The sequence below is a fragment of the Pseudomonas sp. SWI36 genome, assembly GCF_002948105.1.
Taxonomy (GTDB): Bacteria; Pseudomonadota; Gammaproteobacteria; order Pseudomonadales; family Pseudomonadaceae; genus Aquipseudomonas; species Aquipseudomonas alloputida.
Genome location: NZ_CP026675.1, coordinates 4,357,752 through 4,376,507, shown reverse-complemented (window position 1 = coordinate 4,376,507; position 18,756 = coordinate 4,357,752). Strand labels below are relative to the sequence as shown.

The window sequence follows — 18,756 nt, the reverse complement described above, 5'->3', positions numbered from 1 at the left end:
CGGGGCTCGGGTAATGTCGAGTAAATGCACAGGACAGAGCACGCCCATGACCTCCAAGCTGGAACAACTCAAGCAGTTCACCACCGTGGTCGCCGACACCGGGGACCTGGACGCCATCACCCGCCTGAAGCCGGTCGATGCCACCACCAACCCGTCGCTGCTGCTCAAGGCTGCTGCCATCCCGGGCTACGCCGACCTGCTTAAACAGGTGAAGGCCGACGCCAAGGGTAATGTCGACCTGGCCTGCGACAAGTTTGCGGTGGCGGTAGGCTCGGGCATTCTCAAGGTCATCCCGGGGCGTATCTCCACCGAGGTGGATGCACGCCTGTCGTTCGATGAGCCAGCCCTGCTGAACAAGGCGCGTCAGCTGATCGCCCTGTACGAGGCGGCCGGAGTGGCAAAAGAGCGTGTACTGATCAAGCTGGCCTCCACCTGGGAAGGCATTCGTGCCGCCGAGCAGCTGGAGAAGGAAGGTATCCAGACCAACCTGACCCTGTTGTTCTCCTTCGCCCAGGCCCAGGCTTGTGCCGATGCCGGGGTGTTTTTGATTTCGCCGTTCGTGGGCCGTATCTACGACTGGTACAAGAAGAGCACCGGCCAGGAATACGTGGGCGCCGAGGACCCAGGCGTGCAGTCGGTCACCCGCATCTACAACTACTACAAGGCCAATGGTTACAACACTGTGGTGATGGGCGCCAGCTTCCGCAATATCGGCCAGATCGAACAACTGGCCGGCTGTGACCGCCTGACCATCAGCCCCGAATTGCTGCAGCAGCTCAGCGATGACCAGGGTGAGTTGCCGCAGGTGCTGAAACCGGGCAACGCCGGTGAAGCCAAGCAGCACCTGAACGAAAGCCAGTTCCGCTGGGCGATGAACGAAGACGCCATGGGCACCGAGAAACTGGCCGAAGGTATCCGCCAGTTTGCGCGGGACCAGGAAAAGCTGGAGAAGTTGATGGCTGAAAAGGCCTGATACAGTTCGTGTTTGCCCGACGGGCGGGAAGTGTTCAGTATTTTCCGCCCGTTTTGTTTGCCACGCCTTAGTTGTGTATTGAATTCTCGGGCCTGTTCGCGGGCAAGCCCGCTCCTACACCGATCGATGTAAGGGCGGGCTTGCCCGCGAACAGGCCGCCATAGCCACCCGAGCTGTCGATGACCTCCCCTAACCCGTTGCCCCTCGTTCTCGCCGGCCCGGTACTGCGCCGCCTGGAACCCCAGCGTCTGGCCGTCTGGCTGGTCACTACCCAACCACTGCAGCCCGAGTTCGTCTGCCTGGCAAGCAAGGCCCATGTCGATTGCCAAGTGGTGCCGATTGGCCGGCATGCCTACGTTCACCTGCTGGACATCCAATTCGCCAGCCCCCTGCCCTGCAACCAGCTGCTCGACTACGACCTACTGATCAACGGCCAGGGTATCGCCGACTGGGCCCCACACCTGCTCTACCCCGGCAACCCACGCCCGAGCCTGGTGCTGCGTGAGCGCCTCGACCATTTGCTGCACGGCTCCTGCCGCAAGCCGCACCACCCTGCTGCCGACGGCCTGCTGTGCGCCGACCGGCTGCTGCAGGGGTGCAAGAAGCCCGAAGACCGCCCCGCCGTGCTAGTGATGACGGGCGACCAGGTTTACGCCGACGATGTCGCGGGTCCCATGCTGCGCGCCATCCATAGCCTGATCTCGCGCCTGGGCTTGTTCGACGAGCAACTGGAAGGTGCAGTGGTAGCCGACAGCCAGGCGCTGTACCAGCACCCGGCCAGCTACTACCACCGTGCCGACCTGCTGCCGGCGCTGGAACGCAACGATACCCTGCGCGAGCGTTTTTTCGGCGGCAAGCGCAAGCCGATATTCTCGTCCAGCAACGCCGACAACCATCTGGTGACCTTCGCCGAAGTCATGGCCATGTACCTGTTGGTGTGGTCGCCGGTGCCCTGGCAGCTGGTGGACCTGGACATCCCCGGCGGGCTCAGCGACGAGCATCAAGCCCGATACCGGCAAGAGCTGCCGCTGATCCAGGGGTTTGCCGACAATCTCGGTCAGGTGGCGCGGGTGATGGCCCACCTGCCCTGCCTGATGATCTTCGACGACCACGACATCACCGACGACTGGAACCTCTCGGCGCAGTGGGAGGAAACGGCCTACGGCCACCCATTCTCGCGAAGGATCATCGGCAACGCCTTGCTCGGCTACCTGCTCTGCCAGGCCTGGGGCAACAACCCGGACGATTGCAATCCGCTGATCGAACAGTGCCAGGTGCTGACCCGCCAGAACCAGGATGAGTTGATCGGCGAGCTGCTGCGCTTCCAGGGCTGGCAGTTCAGCCTGCCTACAGAACCACCCCTGCTGGTACTGGACACCCGCACCCGCCGCTGGCGCAGCGAAAGCAACCTGGCCAAGCCGTCCGGCCTGCTGGACTGGGAAGCGCTGAGTGAATTACAGCAAGCACTGCTCGATCATCCTTCGGCGGTCATCGTGTCACCTGCGCCGATTTTCGGGGTGAAGCTGATCGAGACGGTGCAGAAGGTGTTCAGCTGGCTGGGCTACCCCCTGCTGGTGGATGCCGAAAACTGGATGGCCCACCGCGGTGCAGCACAGGTCATCCTCAATATCTTCCGCCACTCGCGCACGCCGGGGCACTACGTGGTGCTGTCGGGGGATGTGCATTACTCGTTCGTGTATGAGGTGCTGATTCGCCACCGCCAGCGCAGCCCGCACTTGTGGCAGGTGACCAGCAGCGGAATCAAGAACGAGTTTCCCCGGCGTTTGCTGGATGTGCTCGACCGGCTCAACCGCTGGCTGTACGCGCCGCGTTCACCCCTGAACTGGTTTACCAAGCGGCGGGAGATGGAAGTAGTGCCGCGCACGCCGAACCATAGCAAGGCGGGGGAGCGGTTGTGGAATGGTGCCGGGCTGGGACAGGTGTTTTTTGATGAACAGGGGCGGCCGGCGCGGGTGTATCAGCTGGATGCGAGCGGGGGTGAGGCTACAGAGTTTAAAAACCGGGAGCAGTGAGATTCAGAATTTTTACAGCCTGTGCCGGCCTCTTCGCGGGTAAACCCGCTCCTATGTATGGACTCGCCCACACTGTCTAGCTGCTTTTTTGAACATAGGAACCCGGTTGCATCTATGTATCAGGCCTGTTCGAGGAAGCTTTTTGCTTCTGGCCAACATCGTGGTGAGCTCGCAGTGTGCCGTTTACATTGAGGCCACTATCAGGCCTGTAGGAGCGGAGGCATCGGTCTGCGACGGTCTTACCTAGGGTCAATGTTCACTAGCAGGGGTTGGAGCGCCTAGCGCCCCGGTGGCATTACCCGGTTGGTCAGAGGCTCATAGCCGCCTCCGGTTTTTCGTTCGGTTTGCGTTGGTAAACCTGATCGCTCTGTAACAGGGCCCAGATAATCCGCAGATTTCGATTAGCCAGCCTGATCGCCGCCTCCTTGCGCCCAAGGCGGGATAGCCAGCGCAAGAGGCGGCGATCATCTGGCTGATCGGAATCAGGCCTTAACTGACTCAAGACAGCATGCGCGCCCTGGATCATCAGGCTGCGTATGTAGCCGTCACCGCGCTTGCTCATCTTGCCCAATCTGATTTTGTTTCCGCTGCTGTGCTGATCGGGCACGATACCGAAGAAGGCGGAATACATTCGGCCACTGGCGAAGCGGCTGGGGTCGGTCTGTTTCGCCACGATCGCCGTGGCAATGATAGGGCCGACGCCACGAATGGTGATCAGTCGCTGAGCGACTTTATCCTCTTGGGCAGTCGCTTCGAGCCGGCGGCTCAGCGCCGCTATGCGTTCACCTAGAGACAACCAGTCCATCAGCAACTCATCGAGCAACTCGCGCAACAGGTCGGGTAGAGGCAAGGAAGCATCCTCAAGCGCCTGAGGCACATGCTTATTGACCGCGGCATCGCCCTGGGGCATGGATACGCCATGCTCGAGTAGCAAACCACGGATCTGATTACCCAGCGCGGTATGTCGCTTGATGTTACCGCGCCGGATACGGTGCAGCGCTTGAATAGCCAGTGCTGTGGTGCTCTTGATCGGTATCGAAGCGATGCTCGTATCGCGACCGGCACGCAAAATGGCATAGCAGTCGTTACGATCGTTCTTAGCACCGCTGCGATGTTCGGCGACACGTTGCGCCGGCAGGATGCGAACCGGATTACCTTTGGCCTGCAGCAGTCTGGCCCAGGCTTGTGCACCTGGACCGCACTCCATCAAGACGGCCACGGTCGTTGGCAGCCTGAGCAGGAAATCGTGGAACGCTTGGCGGGATTTGATGCGATCTTCGTAGATCACCCGACCGGTAGCGTCCTCGCCTGCTAATTGGAAGACCTGTTTGGCCAGGTCTACGCAGATGGTTGTGCAAAGCTCCACATCAGTGGAAGACAGGGAATCGTGTTTCGAACTATGCTTTTTCATGGTCTCGCCCTCGCTGCCGTTGGCTTCTTCGAACACCACCGTGGCACTGTGATGCCTCGGCGGGGGCGAGTCCATCGATTACACCTGATTGGGGGCGGACACACATTGGTGTTTGGGCGCAGGCCGTCGTAGGAGCGGGTTTACCCGCGAAGATGCCGGCACAGGCCAGAGATCAGCTCCGCTCCAGCGCATTGACCAGATCATGGAAGGCTTCGCGGTTGGAGTCATTCAGGCCCATGAGGATCTTGTGCGCCTCCAGCACCTTGGAGCGCACCACATCTTCATTCTGGTCCTGCGACGGCAAGTCGGTCAGGCAATCGGTGCAGGGTATCGGCCGATCGACGATGTTGAACACCTGATCGAAGCCCATCGACTGCAATAGCCGTGAAATGTCCGGATTGGTAGTCACCACCGTCGGCAGCAGGCCCACCTTCTGCCGCGACAGGATCGACAGCTTCGCCAGCAGGCCCAGCGTGGTGCTGTCGATACTCTCGGTTTCAGTCAGGTCGATGACAATCGCCGAGAAGTTCAGCGCAGTGAAAATTTTCTCGATCGTCGCATCCAGCGCCGAACACAGGGTCAGGCGCACTTCACCAACGAATTTCAGTACGAAGGTACCGCTCTGCTCGGCGAACTGAATTCTACCGGTACTCATTGAAGGTTCCTGCTCAACACCAATAGGGCGATATCATCCGGCATCTCCCCAAGCGTAGCCAATCCAAATCGTTGACGCAGCCCATCCAGACTGCCACCTGCTGCCTTGACGATCTCCGGCAAGGCGGCTTCTTTATCTTTGAGCGTATCACCCGGCAAAAGGTCCAGAATGCCATCGGACATCAGGCTGAGGCTGAACTGCGGGGGTAGCTCCACCACCAAGTCCTGGTATGTGGCCTCATCGAACAACCCCACCGGCAGGCCGCGGCCTTCCAGGTAGCGGCAATGTTCGGGGGTGTACAGTACCGGCAACGGCAAATGGCCGCCGACAGCGTAGGTCAGCAGGCCGGACTCTTCGTCGATCACCCCGCCGACCATGGTGACGTGCTTGCCCAGCTTGCTGTTGATCAGGCCGCGGTTGATGTGGCTGAGCACTTCAGACGGCTTGAACTCACGCATTCTGCTGCGCTTGAGCTCGAACATGAGGCGCGTGGTCATGAATTTCAACAGCACGGTGACAAAGGCCGACGACGCCCCATGCCCGGATACATCGGCGAGGTAGAAAGCAATGCGCCGCTCGTCCACGCGGAAATAATCGACAAAATCACCCGAAAGATACAACGACGGGATGATCTGGTGCTCGAAGGCGAACTCGCCGGCCACCCAGGGGCTTTCCGGCAACATGTTCATCTGCACCTGGCGACCGGCGGTCTGGTCCTCCTGCAACAGGTGCAGGCTGGCCTCCAGTTCGCGGTTGGCGGCTTCGAGCTTGTCGCGGTAGCGCTGGTTTTCCAGCACAAGGCGCGAGCGGTCGAGGGCGCGGCGCACCGAATGCTCGAGTACGGCCAGGTCTTCCAGCGGCTTGATGAGGTAGTCGGCGGCGCCCAGGCGCAACGCTTCCACCGCATCACTCATGACGCCGGCACCGGACACCACGATCACCGGCAACTGCGGCGCACGCTCGCTGACCTGACGGATCAGTTCGAGGCCGCCCATCTGCGGCATGCGCAGATCGCAGATCACGAGGTCGGGCTGGTGTTCTTCGAAGACCTGAAGCCCCTGCTGGCCATTACCGGCCTGGAGGACGCTGAAACCACTGTCTTCAAGATAGGCGGCGAGGCTGGCACGGACCACGTCGTCGTCATCGATGATCAGCAGCGTTGCACTGGTTTTCTGCATGTGGGCGAACGGCGCCGATTTAGGTTGGTGCAGCGGTGTCGGCAAGGCAGACGGCCAGCTACGGGAATTCTTTATGGTCACACTCTACTTGAGTTGTAGGACAAGAACACCTGCCCGGCAACTGTCAGAGGTACCTTGTAAGGCGCAGACGGTACTCCCATCCGGCAGGGGTTTCAAGCATGCTGGGGTCGACCTCGCCGCTCTTTACAGGGCAAATCACCGGGAGTTATAAGAAAGTCGACCAGCGCAACCCGACGGGAAGGATGCAGCATGCCCCACACGCCCTCCAGCCATAGCGAGAAACGCGACTTCATTCGCATGCGCATCGACACCGAGGTCAGCCTTTTGCACGAAGGCCAGGTGATTGCGGCGGTGTGCCTGGACCTGTCCAGCGGCGGCATGCAAGTGCAGGCGCCACAGCGCTTTCTGGTGGGTGATCAGATCGAGGTACGGATCGACTCCGACCATCCGGCGCTGAAGGGGCTGCATGCCAGCACCGAAGTGGTATGGATTGCCGACCAGCCGGGCGGGCAGCAGAAGTTCGGGCTGCGGATTCTGGCCATGCATTGAACTAGGGGCCGCTTTGCGGCCCCAGGTTCACAGATCAGAAGTCGTCTTCGACCTCGCCATCCTTCACCTTGAACTCGCGGTTTTGCAGGTAGGCATTGCGAATGAAGATGTACTTGTCACCCTGAATCAGCTTTTCGGCCGAGAGCAGGCTGGCGCGGGTGTCGATCAGGTCCAACGCGAAGATCGAATTGCGCGTAGGCACGTGGTCGATGTAGCGATAGGGTTTGGTGTAGGTGTCCGGGTACTTGGCCACACCATCACGCACAGTGCTTGGGCCCAGCAGTGGGATGACCACATACGGCCCGCTCGGCACACCCCAGTAGCCCAGGGTCTGGCCAAAGTCCTCGTCGTTGCGCTGCAGGCCCATCTTGGTACCCACATCGAAGAAGCCACCCAGGCCGAAGGTGGTGTTGACGATCAACCGCGCCGTATCCACGCCCGCCGCATGCGGCTTGAGCTGCAACACGTTGTTGGCCAGGTTGGTCACGTCCCCCAGGTTGCGAAAGATGTTGTGGATGCCATCTTCGAGGAACTGTGGAGTGACCGCCTGGTAGCCCTTGGCCAATGGTTTGAGGGCATAGGTGTCGAGGGTGTCGTTGAAGCGGAAGATCGGGCGGTTGACCGCTTCCCAGGGATCTTCCTCGGTGGCGGCCTGGGTGGCTGCCGCGGGCGCCAGCAGCATGCTGGCGCAGACACAGGCCTGGGTGACTCGTTCGATCACACTGGCACCGATCCTACGCATAGATGTTTCTCCATCGAATTTCTTGGCCGCAAGCGCAACACATCGCGCTGCTATCAAGGCGGCAGTATAGAGACTTGCGGGCTGATAAACAGCCTTACACATTTTTGCTCAATATTTTGTGAACAACTGTTGCGCAGCGGCCGATGTCACAGGACGGTAACAATCAACGCATAGCCTTCGAACCATTTGGGGGAAGTTGCCATGGACACTGCGCCCGCCTTCACTGCTGTACTGTTCGGCTTGCGCGGCTGCCTGGTGCAGGCTACCCATGGCGCGCCATCACCCGCCCCCGGCGCCCTGGCCACCCTTGCCAGCCTGCGTCAGCGCCAAGTGCCGTGCATCTGGCTGGATGACCTCAATACCGCGCAAAGCGAACGCCTGGCCCATGTACTGCCCGACTGGCTGCCAGGGCATGCGGTCAACGGCGTGCGCTGGCCGGCGCCGAACGCTTGCTGGCAGGCACTGATGGCGCTGGACAGCGAGCGCCTGGATGGCTGCGTATTGGTCAGCGGCGACCCGCGCCTGCTGCAGTCTGGCCTTAACGCCGGCTTGTGGACAGTAGGCCTGGCCGCCTGCAGCCCGTTATGCGACCGCACTTCTGCGCAATGGCAAGCCATGAGCCCGCAAGAGCAGGATCTGGCGCGCAGCAAGGCGACGCTGGCGCTGTTCAGCCTGGGCGTGCACTCGGTGATCGACCATCTGGAAGCGCTGGACACCTGCCTGGTGGACATCGCCCAGCGCCGGCGCAAGGGTGAAAAACCCTGATACAGCCGTCTTGACGCGGATCATGCAAATCGGCAGCAGGTAGATTACCCTGAAGACAGGCCAGAACCTTTGCCACGTCGCCGAGGTCCATGGCTTGCCAAGCCATTGATGGAGAATAGCCAATGCCTGCCCGCGAATTGCAAGAGCGCCTGAACAGCTTGCGCGAGCAACTGGACCGCAACGTACCGCTTTCGGAAGAAGAGCTGGCCGCCCTGCACGAAGAGGCGCGCCAGATCGAGGCGCAACTGAAACTTGAGGAAGCCACGCCAGACAACAATCTGGTGGACGGCGTGAACCTGGCGATCGAACGCTTCGAGGCCGAACACCCCGACCTCACAGCCACCCTGCGCAGCATTGCCAACTCGCTGCACAGCATGGGGATCTGAAATAGCGGGGGCCGCAAAGCGGCCCCCCCTGTATTACTGCCGGACCAGCCGTTTGTTATCCGGGCTGATCGGCCCGGTGCTGCGATACGGGTTGATGTCCAGCCCACCGCGGCGCACATAGCGCGCATAGACCGTCAGGTGCTCCGGCTGCAGCAGATTCTTCAGGTCCAGATAAATCCGTTCCACACACTGCTCATGGAAGTCGGCATGCTGGCGGAAGCTGATCAGATAGGTCAGCAGGCTGGCGTGGTCCAGCGCCCTGCCCTTGTACTCGACCACCACGCTGCCCCAATCCGGCTGGCCGGTGACCGGGCAATTGGACTTCAGCAGATGGCTATGTAGGGTTTCTTCCACCACCCGCTCCGGGTTGCAGCGCAACAGCTCTGGCTGCGGCTGCTCGTAGTTGCTGATGGCCACGTCCAGTGCATCGATGCACTGCCCCGGCAAAGCCACCACACCCTGGGCTTCAACCTCGGCCAAGGTGCGCACCTTCACCCCCACCGGCTTGCCGGCAGCGGCGGACAGGTCTTTTTCCAGGCAAGCCTGCAACGCGCCCAGCGAGGTGAACACTGTCTGGTTCAGCGAGTTGAGGTACAGCTTGAATGACTTGGACTCGATGATGTTTGGCGAATCAGCCGGGATGGCGAACTCGCCGATCGCTACCACCGGCTTGCCCGAAGGCAGCAGCCAGCTCAGCTCGAAGCAGTTCCAGTAATCCACCCCCTGCCAGGGCAAGGTCTGTGCAGTGACGCCCAGCTCGGCCCACTTGGCAGTGCGCGGGATCGGGAACAACTGCTCCGGGGAGTAGGTGGCGATGTATTCGCTGGACTTGCCCAGCGGGGAATGTTCGGCAGCGGGATGCATGGAAACTGACCTAGAGGTTCGAAAATGCCCCTAGTCTACCGGTTTTGCACTCCGCCTTGCAGGGCCAGTCACTCAATGGTCAATGCCCCGACCATACCCGCCTGGTAATGCCCCGGCACGTTGCAGGCAAACTCGATGGGCGCCGATTGGCGGAAGGTCCAGGTCAGTTCGGCGCGCTGGCCGGGCATGACCATCACAGTGTTGCCACCCCCGTGACCATGGCCGTCACCATGGTCCATCATTTGGCCGTGGTTCATCATCTTGCCGTGATCCATACCTTCGTGGTTCATCGCCTCGGTGAACATCTTGCCTTGCATGGCGACCATTTCCTTCTGGTGTTCGGCATGCATGGCCTTGTCGCCCAGGTTGAATTCGTGCGGCAGCCTGCCCTCGTTGACCAGCACGAAGCGCACCGTCTCGCCGGCTTTTACCTGCAGGCTTTTTGGCTCGAAGGCGATGTCCTTGAGCACCACGTTGACCGTGCGGGTGGCCTTGGCCGCCGGGGCAGGCTCACCAAAGGCGAAGGTCTGCGCCTGGCCAGCGAAAGCCGGCAGGCTGCCCAGGGCAAGGGTGGCGGCAATGAACAGGTGTTTCATGATGGCTCCGGGAATACACAGCAGGATGAAGCCACATTAGCCGGGGGCGACTGGCAGCTACCTGACAGGCACATTACAACTTTGTCAGCTTGGGCGAGCGGGCGCATCGTCACGTATCATTTCAGCCATCCCATTGCCCCTGTGCTAGCGGTAAAGCGGCGCCATAGGCTACGCACAATCTTTCAGAATATGGACAGCGCATGAAACTGCTGATCGTCGAAGACCAGGCCCGCACCGGCCAGTACCTGAGCCAAGGCCTGAGCGAGGCCGGCTTTGCCACCGAGCTGGCCACCGATGGCGAGACCGGCCAGTTCCTCGCCCTGACCGGCGACCACGACCTGCTGATCCTCGACGTGATGCTGCCCGGCCGCGACGGCTGGCAGATTCTTCAGGCCGTGCGCCAGGCTGGCCTGGATACGCCAGTGCTGTTCCTGACCGCCCGCGACGCCGTCGAGGATCGCGTGCATGGCCTGGAACTGGGCGCCGACGACTACCTGGTCAAGCCGTTCGCCTTTTCCGAACTGCTGGCCCGGGTACGCAGCCTGCTGCGCCGTGGCACCAGCCCGAGCCAGGACACGACCCTGAGCCTGGCCGACCTGCGCCTGGACCTGATCCGCCGCCGCGCCGAGCGCGCCGGGCTGCGCATCGACCTGACCGCCAAGGAATTCTCACTCCTTGAGCTGCTGCTGCGCCGCCAGGGTGAGGTACTGCCAAAATCGCTGATCGCCTCGCAGGTGTGGGACATGAACTTCGACAGCGACACCAATGTGATCGAAGTGGCCATCCGCCGCCTGCGCCTGAAGATCGACGACCCGCACCCCAACAAGCTGATCCACACTGTCCGCGGCATGGGTTACGTACTCGAAGAGCGCACCGATTGATGCGCCGGGTTTCCCTCGGCAGCCGCCTGGCCCTGCTGTTCGCCGCCTGCACCGCCACCGTCTCGCTGGGCGCCGGTCTGCTGTTCAGCCGGGCCAGCGAGCAGCACTTCGTCGAACTCGACCAACAACTGCTGGACTCGCGCCTGTCATTGTTTCGTACGCAACTGGCTGGCGTCAGCACGGCTGATGAGCTCCAGGCCCGCCTGCCTGCCCTGCGCGATGAACTGAGTCACCAGGCCGACCTGGCCCTGCGTATCAGTGCCAGCAATGGCGCCACCTGGTTCGAAAGCCGCAGCGGGCTGCCGCATGCAGCGCAGGCCACCGGGCTGGCCACGCTGCATGCGCCAGGCATCGACTACCGCAGCCTGTCCGTGCCCCTGACACAGGGCGCCATGCAGTCGCCGCGACTGACCCTGTACCTCGACATCACCCACCACCAGCACTTCCTGCAGGGCATGCAACGGCTGATCTGGCTGACGGTCGGCCTGTCGGCGCTAATCACCGCACTATTGGGTGCCTGGGCCGCCCGCAGCGGCCTGCGCCCATTGCGGCAGATGGGCCAGGTGGCCGCCAGCGTGTCAGCGCGCTCCCTCACCACCCGTCTGCCGGTGGCGCAGATGCCCGAAGAGTTGGCCGAGCTGGCCAGCAGCATGAACGCGATGCTGCAGCGCCTGGATGATGCCTTCCAGCGCCTGTCAGCGTTTTCCGCCGATATCGCCCACGAGTTACGTACGCCGCTGTCCAACCTGCTGACGCACACCCAGGTCACCCTCACCCGCCCACGCAGCCTCGAAGAATACCGAGAGGCGCTGCATGGCAACCTGGAAGAACTGCAATGGATGGCGCAGATGATCAACGACATGCTGTTTCTGGCCAAGGCCGACCACGGCCTGCTGGTACCAGGGGACGCGCCTTTGGCGCTGCATGACGAGGTGGATGCGCTGCTGGAGTACTACGCGCCCCTGGCAGAAGACAGCGACGTGCAGATGCTGCGCGAGGGTGAAGCCGTACTGCACGGTGACCGGCATATGCTGCGCCGGGCACTGTCCAACCTGCTGGACAACGCCATGCGCTTTACCCCGGCTGGAGGACAGATCAAGGTGACCCTGGGGCCGGGGCCGACGATCAACGTGGCCAATACCGGGCTGGCTATCGACCCGGCCGCGCTACCGCGGCTTTTCGACCGCTTCTACCGGGTGGACCCGGCTCGACGGGAAGGCAGCAGCGAGCATGCGGGGCTGGGCCTGGCGATTACCCGGTCGATCGTGCAGGCCCATGGCGGATGCATACGGGCGGAGTGCGAGGATGGGTGGACCCGATTCGTGATCGAGTTCACTCAAGACCGGTAACCCTGAGGGGCTTCACGCCCCCAGGATCTCAGGCAGACATCAAACCGCCAGGCCAATCGCCGGCTGCACCTGCGACGCCCGGTAGGCCGGGTAAATGGTCGCCAGGAAACTCATCACCAGGCCGGCGGTGCAGATGATCGCCACATCCCCCCACTGCAACTGCGACGGCAAGCTGCTGACGAAGTACACATCCGAGGTAAAGATGTGCTGCCCGCTCACCCGCTCCAGCCAGCCGACGATCTGGCTGACATTGAACGCCGCAATCACGCCCAGTACGCCACCAATCAGCGTGCCGACAATGCCGATCAGGCTGCCCTGGACCATGAACGTGCCCATGATCTGCGCCGGCGTGGCGCCCAAGGTACGCAGGATGGCAATGTCCGGCCCCTTGTCGTTCACCACCATCACCAGGGTGGCGATGATATTGAACGCCGCGACCGCGATGATCATCATCAGCAACAGGCCGATCATGGTCTTTTCCATCTTCATGGCGCTGAACAGGCTGCCCTGGGTATGCGACCAGTCATCGGCCCGGTAGGCGTCACCAAGCCCGGCAGCAATTGCCTTGGACACCTGCGGAGCGGCATACAGGTCGTGCAGCTTCAGGCGCACACCTTGCACCTGGCCTGGCGCCCAGCGCTGCATCTCGGCTGCATCAGCAACATGGATATAGGCCTGCGACCCATCCAGCTCGGCGCCGACCTTGAAGATGCCAACCACGGTGAGGCGCTGCATGCGCGGGGTGATGCCACCCGGTTCCTTGCTGATTTCCGGCACGATCAAGGTCAGCTTGTCGCCGGTGTTCAGGCGGAAGCGGCGTGCGGTCAGCTCACCGATGACCACGCCGAATTCACCGGGCTGCAAGCCCTGCAGGCGGCCCTGGACGATGTGCTGGCCAACGATGGAAACCTTGCCCTCCTCGGCCGGGTCGATACCACCCACCTGGATCGGCTGCATGGCGCCCTTGTACGACAGCATGCCTTCCATCTCGGTAATCGGCGCCACCGCCATCACCGCCGGATTCTTCATGGCTGCGTCGGCCACCTTGTGCCAATCGTCCAGCGGCTGCACGCCCAGGATGGCGGCATGCGGTACCAGGCCGAGAATGCGCGAGCTCATTTCGCGCTGGAAGCCGTTCATTACCGACAGCACCACGATCATCGCCAGCACGCCCAGCGACAGGCCGATCATCGAAGTCATCGAAATGAACGAGATGAAGTGGTTGCGACGCTTGGCTCGGGTGTAGCGCGCGCCGATAAAGATGGGCAAGGGTCTGAACATGTACGAAATCACCCAATGGAAACAGGAAAACGGGGCAGCACCTGCCACCCCGGCAGTCGATCAGATGGCCACCAGGTGGCCATCGTCGAGCTTCAGCACACGGTCCATCTGCCGCGCCAGGTTGAGGTCGTGGGTGACCACCAGGAATGCCGTGCGCGAAGCGCTGGACAGCTCCTGCATCAGCTCCTGGATGCCTTGGGCGGTATGGTGGTCGAGGTTACCGGTTGGCTCGTCGAGCATCACCAGGCCGGGGCGGTTGACCAGCGCCCGGGCAATCGCCACGCGCTGGCGTTCGCCGCCGGAAAGCTCGGCCGGCTTGTGGTTCAAGCGGTGGCCCAGGCCTACCCGCTTGAGCAGCGCCTCGGCACGCTCCCGTGCCTCGGGGATGGGCGTCCGGCCGATCAGCAGCGGCATGCACACGTTCTCGATGGCGGTGAATTCCGGCAGCAGATGGTGGAACTGGTAGACAAAGCCCAACTCGCGGTTGCGTAGCAGGCCACGGGCACGCTCGCCCAATGCCGACAACTCTTCGCCAGCCAGCCACACGCTGCCCTGGGTCGGCCGGTCGAGGCCGCCCAGCAGGTTGAGCAAGGTACTCTTGCCCGAGCCGGAACTGCCAACGATGGCCACCCGCTCACCGGCCCGCAGTTCCAGGTTGAGCCCGGACAGCACCTGCACCGACTCCGGGCCCTCGTCGTAGGACTTGCCCAGGTTGCGGCAACTCAGAACGGCTTTATCACTCATGCGCGACTCACTCATAACGTAGCGCCTCTGCAGGCTGGGTGCGGGCCGCACGCCAGGCCGGATACAGGGTGGCGAAGAAACTCAGGACCAGTGCCGCTCCACAGACCATGTACACGTCCTGGGCCAGGATCTGCGACGGCAGGTAATCGATGAAGTACACGTCGGCGTTGAGGAACTTGTGGCCGATCAGTGTCTCGATGCCGGCGATCGCCGCGCTCACGTTCAGTGCCGCGAAGATCCCGACCACGGCGCCGATCAGCGTACCAATCACCCCGATCACCGTGCCCTGGACCATGAAGATGAGCATGATCTGCCCGGGCGTGGCGCCCAGGGTGCGCAGGATGGCGATGTCGCCGCGCTTGTCGTTGACCACCATCACCAGGGTGGAAATGATGTTGAACGCCGCTACCGCCACGATCAGCAGCAACAGCAGGCCGATCATGGCCTTTTCCATACGGATCGCCTGGTACAGGTTGCCGTGGGTACGGGTCCAGTCACGGCTATAGAATTCCTGGTCGCCCAGCTGCTGGGCGATGCTCCAGGCTACGCGCGGCGCCTGGAACAGGTCGTCGAACTTCAGGCGCAGGCCCTGGACCTGGTCGGGCTTCCAGCGGTGCAGGCGGGACAGGTCGCTGATGTTGGTCAGGCCCAGGTAGCCGTCGATCTCCCCCGCGCCAACGTGGAAGGTGCCAACCACGGTGAAGCGCTTCATGCGCGGGAACATGCCGGCGGGCGTCACGCTGACCTCGGGGGCGACGAAGGTGAGCTTGTCGCCGATGGCAACGCCCAGCTTGGCCGCCGCCTTGTCGCCGATCATGATGCCCCACTCGCCCGGCGCCAACTGGTCCAGGCGGCCTTGCAGGACGAAGTTGTCGATGATCGACACCTCGCGCTCGCGAGCGGGGTCGATGCCATTGAGCAGCACCTTCTGCACCTTGCCATCATGGGTCAGCAGGCCCTGCATCTGGGTGAACGGCGCAACCGCTACCACCTGCGGATTCTGCTTTACTTGTTGGGCAAGGGCCTGCCAGTCGGCAATGGGCTGGCCGCTCTCCAGCGTGGCATGAGGAATCATCCCCAACACGCGGGTGCGCATCTCATGGTCGAAACCGTTCATCACCGACAGCACCACGATCATTACCACCACGCCCAGGGCGAGGCCGATCATCGAGGTCAGGGAAATGAACGAGACGAAGTGATTGCGACGTTTGGCACGGGTATAACGCGTGCCGATGAATGCGAAAAGAGGTCTGAACATGTCGGGGCTTGTTCGGATGAAAGGGAACGTCCTTGTGGCGAGGCGCCTACGGCGGCTTTACACTCGGACCACCGCCGCTACCTTGGGTTCGCCATGACGACATTAGACGAAGAAGATCGCCGCGAATACTACCGCATCGAAGATCGGATCGCACTTCAAATAAGCCCCCTTAGCGCGGCCGAAGCCCTTGAACCAGATGTGTTGCAAGATGATTCGCCGCTGTTCAACCTGCTCAGCGAGCTGCACCTGGCCGACTTCGAGTCGCAACACCTGTTGCGCCAGTTAAGCGACAAGGACCGCACCCTCGCCGCGTTCCTGCGGGCACAGAACAAGCGCCTCGACTTGCTCAGCGCGGTGGTTGGGCAAACCCTGCTTGGCGAGGTCGGCGAACCACTGCCGGTGGTCATTTCCGAAGGCGGCGTCGAATCCGTCCACGCCACACAGATTGCCCCCGGTACCCGGGTGAAAGTGAAAATGGTGCTGATGCCGCGCGCCCACGGCCTGCTGCTGCGCGGCAAGGTTACCCATTGCGACCCTCGCCCGGAGGGCGGCTTCGAGGTCGGTACCGAGTTCATCGACATGACCGACGCCCAACGACAACTGCTGGCCCGATACATCCTGCAGCGCCAGCAACAACAACGGCGCCAGCAGCTGGAACTGAACGACCCCGCCTCCTGAGCCAATTTTTCCCTGATTTGAAGGAACGAACGTGACCCTGATCTACGGCCATCGCGGCGCCAAGGGCGAAGCACCCGAGAACACCCTGAAGAGCTTTCAGCAATGCCTGTCCCATGGCGTGACCCGCTGCGAGCTGGACCTGCACTTGTCATCCGACAACGAACTGATGGTCATCCACGACCCCACCCTCAAGCGCACCACGGGCCGGCGCGGCAAAGTGGTCGAGCACCCGGCCGCCGAACTGGTCAAGATCGATGCCCGCAAAGGCGGCCCGGGCCATGTGCAGCCCTGCCCGATCCCGAAACTGGAAGAGCTGTTCGAAAAATGCCCGTTCGAACACTGGCAACTGGAGGTGAAAAGCGCCTCGCGCACCCGCGCGGCCACCACCGTCCTGGCGATCCGCGAACTGGCCCAGCAATATGGCCTGCTGGACAAGGTGACCATCACCTCCAGTTCACGCGAAGTACTGGGCGCCGCCCTGGAACTGGTGCCAGATGTGAAGCGCGGGCTGGTGGCCGAATACGCCTGGCTTGACCCGCTGAAAGTGGCACAGAACTACGGCTGCGAACTGCTGGCATTGAACTGGACGCTGTGCACCCCCGAGCGCCTGCTCAAAGCACAGGGCCAGGGTTTGCATGTGTCGGTGTGGACGGTCAACGAGCCGGCACTGATGCGCCGGCTGGCTGACTTTGGTGTGGACAGCCTGATTACAGACTTTCCCGGTTTGGCCAAGACCACCCTCGGGTAGGGTTGAAATCGGTCTCTCCGACCGGCTCAGGCCACCGGTCGGAGCCGCTCAAAAAAGCCGGTTCAGGCCGTCATAGGCAGCTACCCGATAGGCTTCGGCCATGGTCGGGTAGTTGAACGTGGTGTTGACGAAGTACTTCAGGTTGTTCTGCTCACCTGGCTGGTTCATGATCGCCTGGCCAATGTGGACGATTTCCGAAGCCTGGTAGCCGAAGCAATGCACGCCGAGGATTTCCAGGGTTTCGCGGTGGAACAGGATCTTCAGCATGCCCTGCGGCTCGCCGGCGATCTGCGCACGCGCCATGCTCTTGAAGAAGGCCTTGCCCACTTCGTACGGCACCTTGGCCTGGGTCAGCTCCTGCTCGTTCTTGCCGATCGAGCTGATCTCGGGAATGGTGTAGATACCCGTCGGCACGTCGTTGACGAAGCGCCAGCTGCCGTTATCGACAATGCTGCCAGCGGCCGACCGGCCCTGGTCATGGGCGGCACTGGCCAGGCTTGGCCAGCCGATCACGTCGCCGGCACCGTAGATGTTCGGCACGGTGGTACGGTAGGCCTCGTCGACCTCGATCTGACCACGGCTGTTCACCTTGATGCCGATGTTTTCCAGGCCCAGCTTGTCAGTGTTGCCGGTACGGCCGTTGCACCACAGCAAGGCGTCGGCCTTGATCTTCTTGCCCGACTTGAGGTGCAGGATCACCCCGTTGTCCAGGCCTTCGACGCGCTCGTACTCTTCGTTGTGGCGCACGGTGATGTTGTTGTTGCTGAAGTGGTAGCTCAGCGCCTGGGAAATTTCCGAATCGAGGAAGCTCAGCAGCTGGCCACGGTTGTCAACCAGCTCGACCAATACGCCCAGGCCACTGAAGATCGAAGCGTATTCGCAACCGATCACGCCGGCGCCGTACACGATCAGCTTGCGCGGGGTATGGCTGAGGCTGAGGATGGTGTCGCTGTCGTACACGCGCGGGTGGTGGAAGTCGATGTCGGCCGGGCGGTAGGGGCGCGAGCCGGTCGCGATGATGATGTGCTTGGCGTTGAGCTTCTCGACCACGCCATTCGGGCACACCACTTCCACGGTTTGCTCGTCGGCAAAGCTGCCGGTGCCGACGAACACGTCGACGCGGTTACGGGCATAGTAGCCGGTGCGCGATGCGACCTGCTTGGCGATGACCTTCTCGGCGCTTTTCAGCACGTCCGGGAACGAGAACCAGCGCGGCTCGCCGATGGCACGAAACATCGGGTTGGTGTTGAACTGCATGATCTGCCGCACCGAGTGACGCAGTGCCTTGGACGGAATGGTACCCAAGTGGGTGCAGTTGCCACCGACCTGGCGACGGTCATCGACCATCGCTACCTTGCGCCCTGCTTTGGCGGCGTTCATTGCCGCGCCTTCACCGGCCGGGCCGGAACCCAGCACCACTACGTCGTAGTTGTAGACAGCCATGCGTACTCCTTCAGAACTGGCCCGCAAGCCACGGTCGCTCGCGGGGCACGATCATGCCGCCGGGGCGCCATGAGAAAATTCGGGTGCAGTCTAATCAACCCTGAACGCCGCGCACATTAACCCTTGGTCGCGTCGTAGGCCAATTTTGCCCGCACTACATATGCTTCACCCATTCCCTGGCGGCAATCATCCCTGCTTGTG

Annotated in this window: 19 protein-coding genes; 9 read left to right on the top strand and 10 right to left on the bottom strand. The window is 62.1% G+C overall.

Features of this window, described 5'->3' with window-relative positions; genetic code table 11:
• The first annotated feature begins 46 nt into the window (after positions 1 to 46).
• A complete protein-coding gene (gene tal / locus C4Q27_RS20890; protein WP_020190071.1) occupies positions 47 to 973 on the top strand; it encodes a transaldolase in 927 nt (308 codons plus the stop codon).
• Positions 974 to 1,152: 179 nt separating this feature from the next.
• Positions 1,153 to 3,006 carry an alkaline phosphatase D family protein gene (locus C4Q27_RS20885; protein WP_104887301.1) on the top strand — a complete coding sequence of 618 codons (1,854 nt, stop codon included), beginning with the start codon at positions 1,153 to 1,155 and terminating at the stop codon, positions 3,004 to 3,006.
• A 307-nt stretch (positions 3,007 to 3,313) separates the two neighbouring features.
• On the opposite strand, the gene C4Q27_RS20880 is transcribed toward C4Q27_RS20885, so the two are convergent.
• From C4Q27_RS20880 to rssB, 3 genes are all read right to left on the bottom strand, one after another.
• Positions 3,314 to 4,372: an IS110-like element ISPpu11 family transposase gene (locus C4Q27_RS20880; protein ID WP_104887859.1), complete on the bottom strand. Its 1,059-nt coding sequence runs from the start codon at positions 4,370 to 4,372 to the stop codon at positions 3,314 to 3,316.
• A 217-nt stretch (positions 4,373 to 4,589) separates the two neighbouring features.
• On the bottom strand, positions 4,590 to 5,072 hold the full coding sequence (gene rssC / locus C4Q27_RS20875) for an anti-sigma factor antagonist RssC (protein WP_010953152.1): 483 nt from the start codon (positions 5,070 to 5,072) through the stop codon (positions 4,590 to 4,592).
• Complete coding sequence (gene rssB, locus C4Q27_RS20870) at positions 5,069 to 6,250, bottom strand: two-component system response regulator RssB (protein ID WP_010953151.1); 1,182 nt, start codon at positions 6,248 to 6,250, stop codon at positions 5,069 to 5,071. The genes rssC and rssB overlap by 4 nt, the downstream gene beginning before the upstream one ends.
• Before the next feature lie 270 nt (positions 6,251 to 6,520).
• Here rssB and C4Q27_RS20865 point away from each other — a divergent pair, with 270 nt between their 5' ends.
• On the top strand, positions 6,521 to 6,820 hold the full coding sequence (locus C4Q27_RS20865) for a PilZ domain-containing protein (protein ID WP_014859666.1): 300 nt from the start codon (positions 6,521 to 6,523) through the stop codon (positions 6,818 to 6,820).
• A 34-nt stretch (positions 6,821 to 6,854) separates the two neighbouring features.
• On the opposite strand, the gene C4Q27_RS20860 is transcribed toward C4Q27_RS20865, so the two are convergent.
• On the bottom strand, positions 6,855 to 7,562 hold the full coding sequence (locus C4Q27_RS20860; RefSeq protein WP_064491079.1) for a VacJ family lipoprotein: 708 nt from the start codon (positions 7,560 to 7,562) through the stop codon (positions 6,855 to 6,857).
• A gap of 201 nt (positions 7,563 to 7,763) precedes the next feature.
• Between C4Q27_RS20860 and C4Q27_RS20855 the strand changes: the two genes are divergently transcribed.
• Together C4Q27_RS20855 and C4Q27_RS20850 are read left to right on the top strand one after the other, a co-directional pair.
• Complete coding sequence (locus C4Q27_RS20855) at positions 7,764 to 8,327, top strand: hypothetical protein (protein WP_012053149.1); 564 nt, start codon at positions 7,764 to 7,766, stop codon at positions 8,325 to 8,327.
• Positions 8,328 to 8,449: 122 nt separating this feature from the next.
• Positions 8,450 to 8,713: a DUF4404 family protein gene (locus tag C4Q27_RS20850; RefSeq protein WP_104887300.1), complete on the top strand. Its 264-nt coding sequence runs from the start codon at positions 8,450 to 8,452 to the stop codon at positions 8,711 to 8,713.
• A 33-nt stretch (positions 8,714 to 8,746) separates the two neighbouring features.
• On the opposite strand, the gene queF is transcribed toward C4Q27_RS20850, so the two are convergent.
• Positions 8,747 to 9,577, bottom strand: coding sequence for an NADPH-dependent 7-cyano-7-deazaguanine reductase QueF (gene queF / locus C4Q27_RS20845; RefSeq protein WP_064491081.1), 831 nt, complete (start codon positions 9,575 to 9,577; stop codon positions 8,747 to 8,749).
• A 68-nt stretch (positions 9,578 to 9,645) separates the two neighbouring features.
• On the bottom strand, positions 9,646 to 10,173 hold the full coding sequence (locus C4Q27_RS20840; protein ID WP_064491082.1) for a plastocyanin/azurin family copper-binding protein: 528 nt from the start codon (positions 10,171 to 10,173) through the stop codon (positions 9,646 to 9,648).
• 200 nt (positions 10,174 to 10,373) lie between these two features.
• On the opposite strand from C4Q27_RS20840, the gene cinR reads away from it, so the two are divergent.
• Both cinR and cinS read left to right on the top strand, forming a co-directional pair.
• Complete coding sequence (cinR, locus tag C4Q27_RS20835; protein ID WP_104887299.1) at positions 10,374 to 11,054, top strand: two-component system response regulator CinR; 681 nt, start codon at positions 10,374 to 10,376, stop codon at positions 11,052 to 11,054.
• Complete coding sequence (gene cinS, locus C4Q27_RS20830; protein ID WP_104887298.1) at positions 11,051 to 12,403, top strand: two-component system sensor histidine kinase CinS; 1,353 nt, start codon at positions 11,051 to 11,053, stop codon at positions 12,401 to 12,403. Before cinR ends, cinS begins: the two co-directional genes overlap by 4 nt.
• A 39-nt stretch (positions 12,404 to 12,442) precedes the next feature.
• Here cinS and C4Q27_RS20825 read toward each other — a convergent pair whose 3' ends face one another.
• From C4Q27_RS20825 to C4Q27_RS20815, 3 genes are read right to left on the bottom strand one after another with little or no spacing between them, the layout of a single operon-like run.
• On the bottom strand, positions 12,443 to 13,684 hold the full coding sequence (locus tag C4Q27_RS20825) for a lipoprotein-releasing ABC transporter permease subunit (protein WP_026031816.1): 1,242 nt from the start codon (positions 13,682 to 13,684) through the stop codon (positions 12,443 to 12,445).
• A 60-nt stretch (positions 13,685 to 13,744) separates the two neighbouring features.
• A complete protein-coding gene (lolD, locus tag C4Q27_RS20820; RefSeq protein WP_172830932.1) occupies positions 13,745 to 14,428 on the bottom strand; it encodes a lipoprotein-releasing ABC transporter ATP-binding protein LolD in 684 nt (227 codons plus the stop codon).
• Positions 14,429 to 14,435: 7 nt separating this feature from the next.
• Positions 14,436 to 15,686 carry a lipoprotein-releasing ABC transporter permease subunit gene (locus C4Q27_RS20815; protein WP_010953141.1) on the bottom strand — a complete coding sequence of 417 codons (1,251 nt, stop codon included), beginning with the start codon at positions 15,684 to 15,686 and terminating at the stop codon, positions 14,436 to 14,438.
• A gap of 93 nt (positions 15,687 to 15,779) precedes the next feature.
• Here C4Q27_RS20815 and C4Q27_RS20810 point away from each other — a divergent pair, with 93 nt between their 5' ends.
• Both C4Q27_RS20810 and C4Q27_RS20805 read left to right on the top strand, forming a co-directional pair.
• On the top strand, positions 15,780 to 16,364 hold the full coding sequence (locus C4Q27_RS20810; RefSeq protein WP_064491085.1) for a PilZ domain-containing protein: 585 nt from the start codon (positions 15,780 to 15,782) through the stop codon (positions 16,362 to 16,364).
• Between the two features lie 31 nt (positions 16,365 to 16,395).
• Entirely contained in the window at positions 16,396 to 17,112 is a 717-nt protein-coding gene (locus C4Q27_RS20805) for a glycerophosphodiester phosphodiesterase family protein (RefSeq protein ID WP_003248799.1), read from the top strand.
• A 48-nt stretch (positions 17,113 to 17,160) separates the two neighbouring features.
• On the opposite strand, the gene sthA is transcribed toward C4Q27_RS20805, so the two are convergent.
• Positions 17,161 to 18,555 (bottom strand): Si-specific NAD(P)(+) transhydrogenase, encoded by a 1,395-nt coding sequence (gene sthA, locus C4Q27_RS20800; protein ID WP_010953139.1) that lies wholly within the window; start codon positions 18,553 to 18,555, stop codon positions 17,161 to 17,163.
• Positions 18,556 to 18,756 lie beyond the last annotated feature (201 nt).

Bases quoted from the DNA above. Each gene is read 5' to 3' on its own strand.
- C4Q27_RS20855 (WP_012053149.1), top strand. From the start codon at position 7,764: ATGGACACTGCGCCCGCCTTCACTGCTGTACTGTTCGGCTTGCGCGGC.
- queF (WP_064491081.1), bottom strand. From the start codon at position 9,577: ATGCATCCCGCTGCCGAACATTCCCCGCTGGGCAAGTCCAGCGAATAC.
- lolD (WP_172830932.1), bottom strand. From the start codon at position 14,428: ATGAGTGATAAAGCCGTTCTGAGTTGCCGCAACCTGGGCAAGTCCTAC.
- C4Q27_RS20865 (WP_014859666.1), top strand. From the start codon at position 6,521: ATGCCCCACACGCCCTCCAGCCATAGCGAGAAACGCGACTTCATTCGC.
- C4Q27_RS20815 (WP_010953141.1), bottom strand. From the start codon at position 15,686: ATGTTCAGACCTCTTTTCGCATTCATCGGCACGCGTTATACCCGTGCC.
- rssC (WP_010953152.1), bottom strand. From the start codon at position 5,072: ATGAGTACCGGTAGAATTCAGTTCGCCGAGCAGAGCGGTACCTTCGTA.
- rssB (WP_010953151.1), bottom strand. From the start codon at position 6,250: ATGCAGAAAACCAGTGCAACGCTGCTGATCATCGATGACGACGACGTG.
- sthA (WP_010953139.1), bottom strand. From the start codon at position 18,555: ATGGCTGTCTACAACTACGACGTAGTGGTGCTGGGTTCCGGCCCGGCC.
- C4Q27_RS20825 (WP_026031816.1), bottom strand. From the start codon at position 13,684: ATGTTCAGACCCTTGCCCATCTTTATCGGCGCGCGCTACACCCGAGCC.
- C4Q27_RS20850 (WP_104887300.1), top strand. From the start codon at position 8,450: ATGCCTGCCCGCGAATTGCAAGAGCGCCTGAACAGCTTGCGCGAGCAA.
- C4Q27_RS20885 (WP_104887301.1), top strand. From the start codon at position 1,153: ATGACCTCCCCTAACCCGTTGCCCCTCGTTCTCGCCGGCCCGGTACTG.
- C4Q27_RS20860 (WP_064491079.1), bottom strand. From the start codon at position 7,562: ATGCGTAGGATCGGTGCCAGTGTGATCGAACGAGTCACCCAGGCCTGT.
- cinR (WP_104887299.1), top strand. From the start codon at position 10,374: ATGAAACTGCTGATCGTCGAAGACCAGGCCCGCACCGGCCAGTACCTG.
- C4Q27_RS20840 (WP_064491082.1), bottom strand. From the start codon at position 10,173: ATGAAACACCTGTTCATTGCCGCCACCCTTGCCCTGGGCAGCCTGCCG.
- C4Q27_RS20810 (WP_064491085.1), top strand. From the start codon at position 15,780: ATGACGACATTAGACGAAGAAGATCGCCGCGAATACTACCGCATCGAA.
- tal (WP_020190071.1), top strand. From the start codon at position 47: ATGACCTCCAAGCTGGAACAACTCAAGCAGTTCACCACCGTGGTCGCC.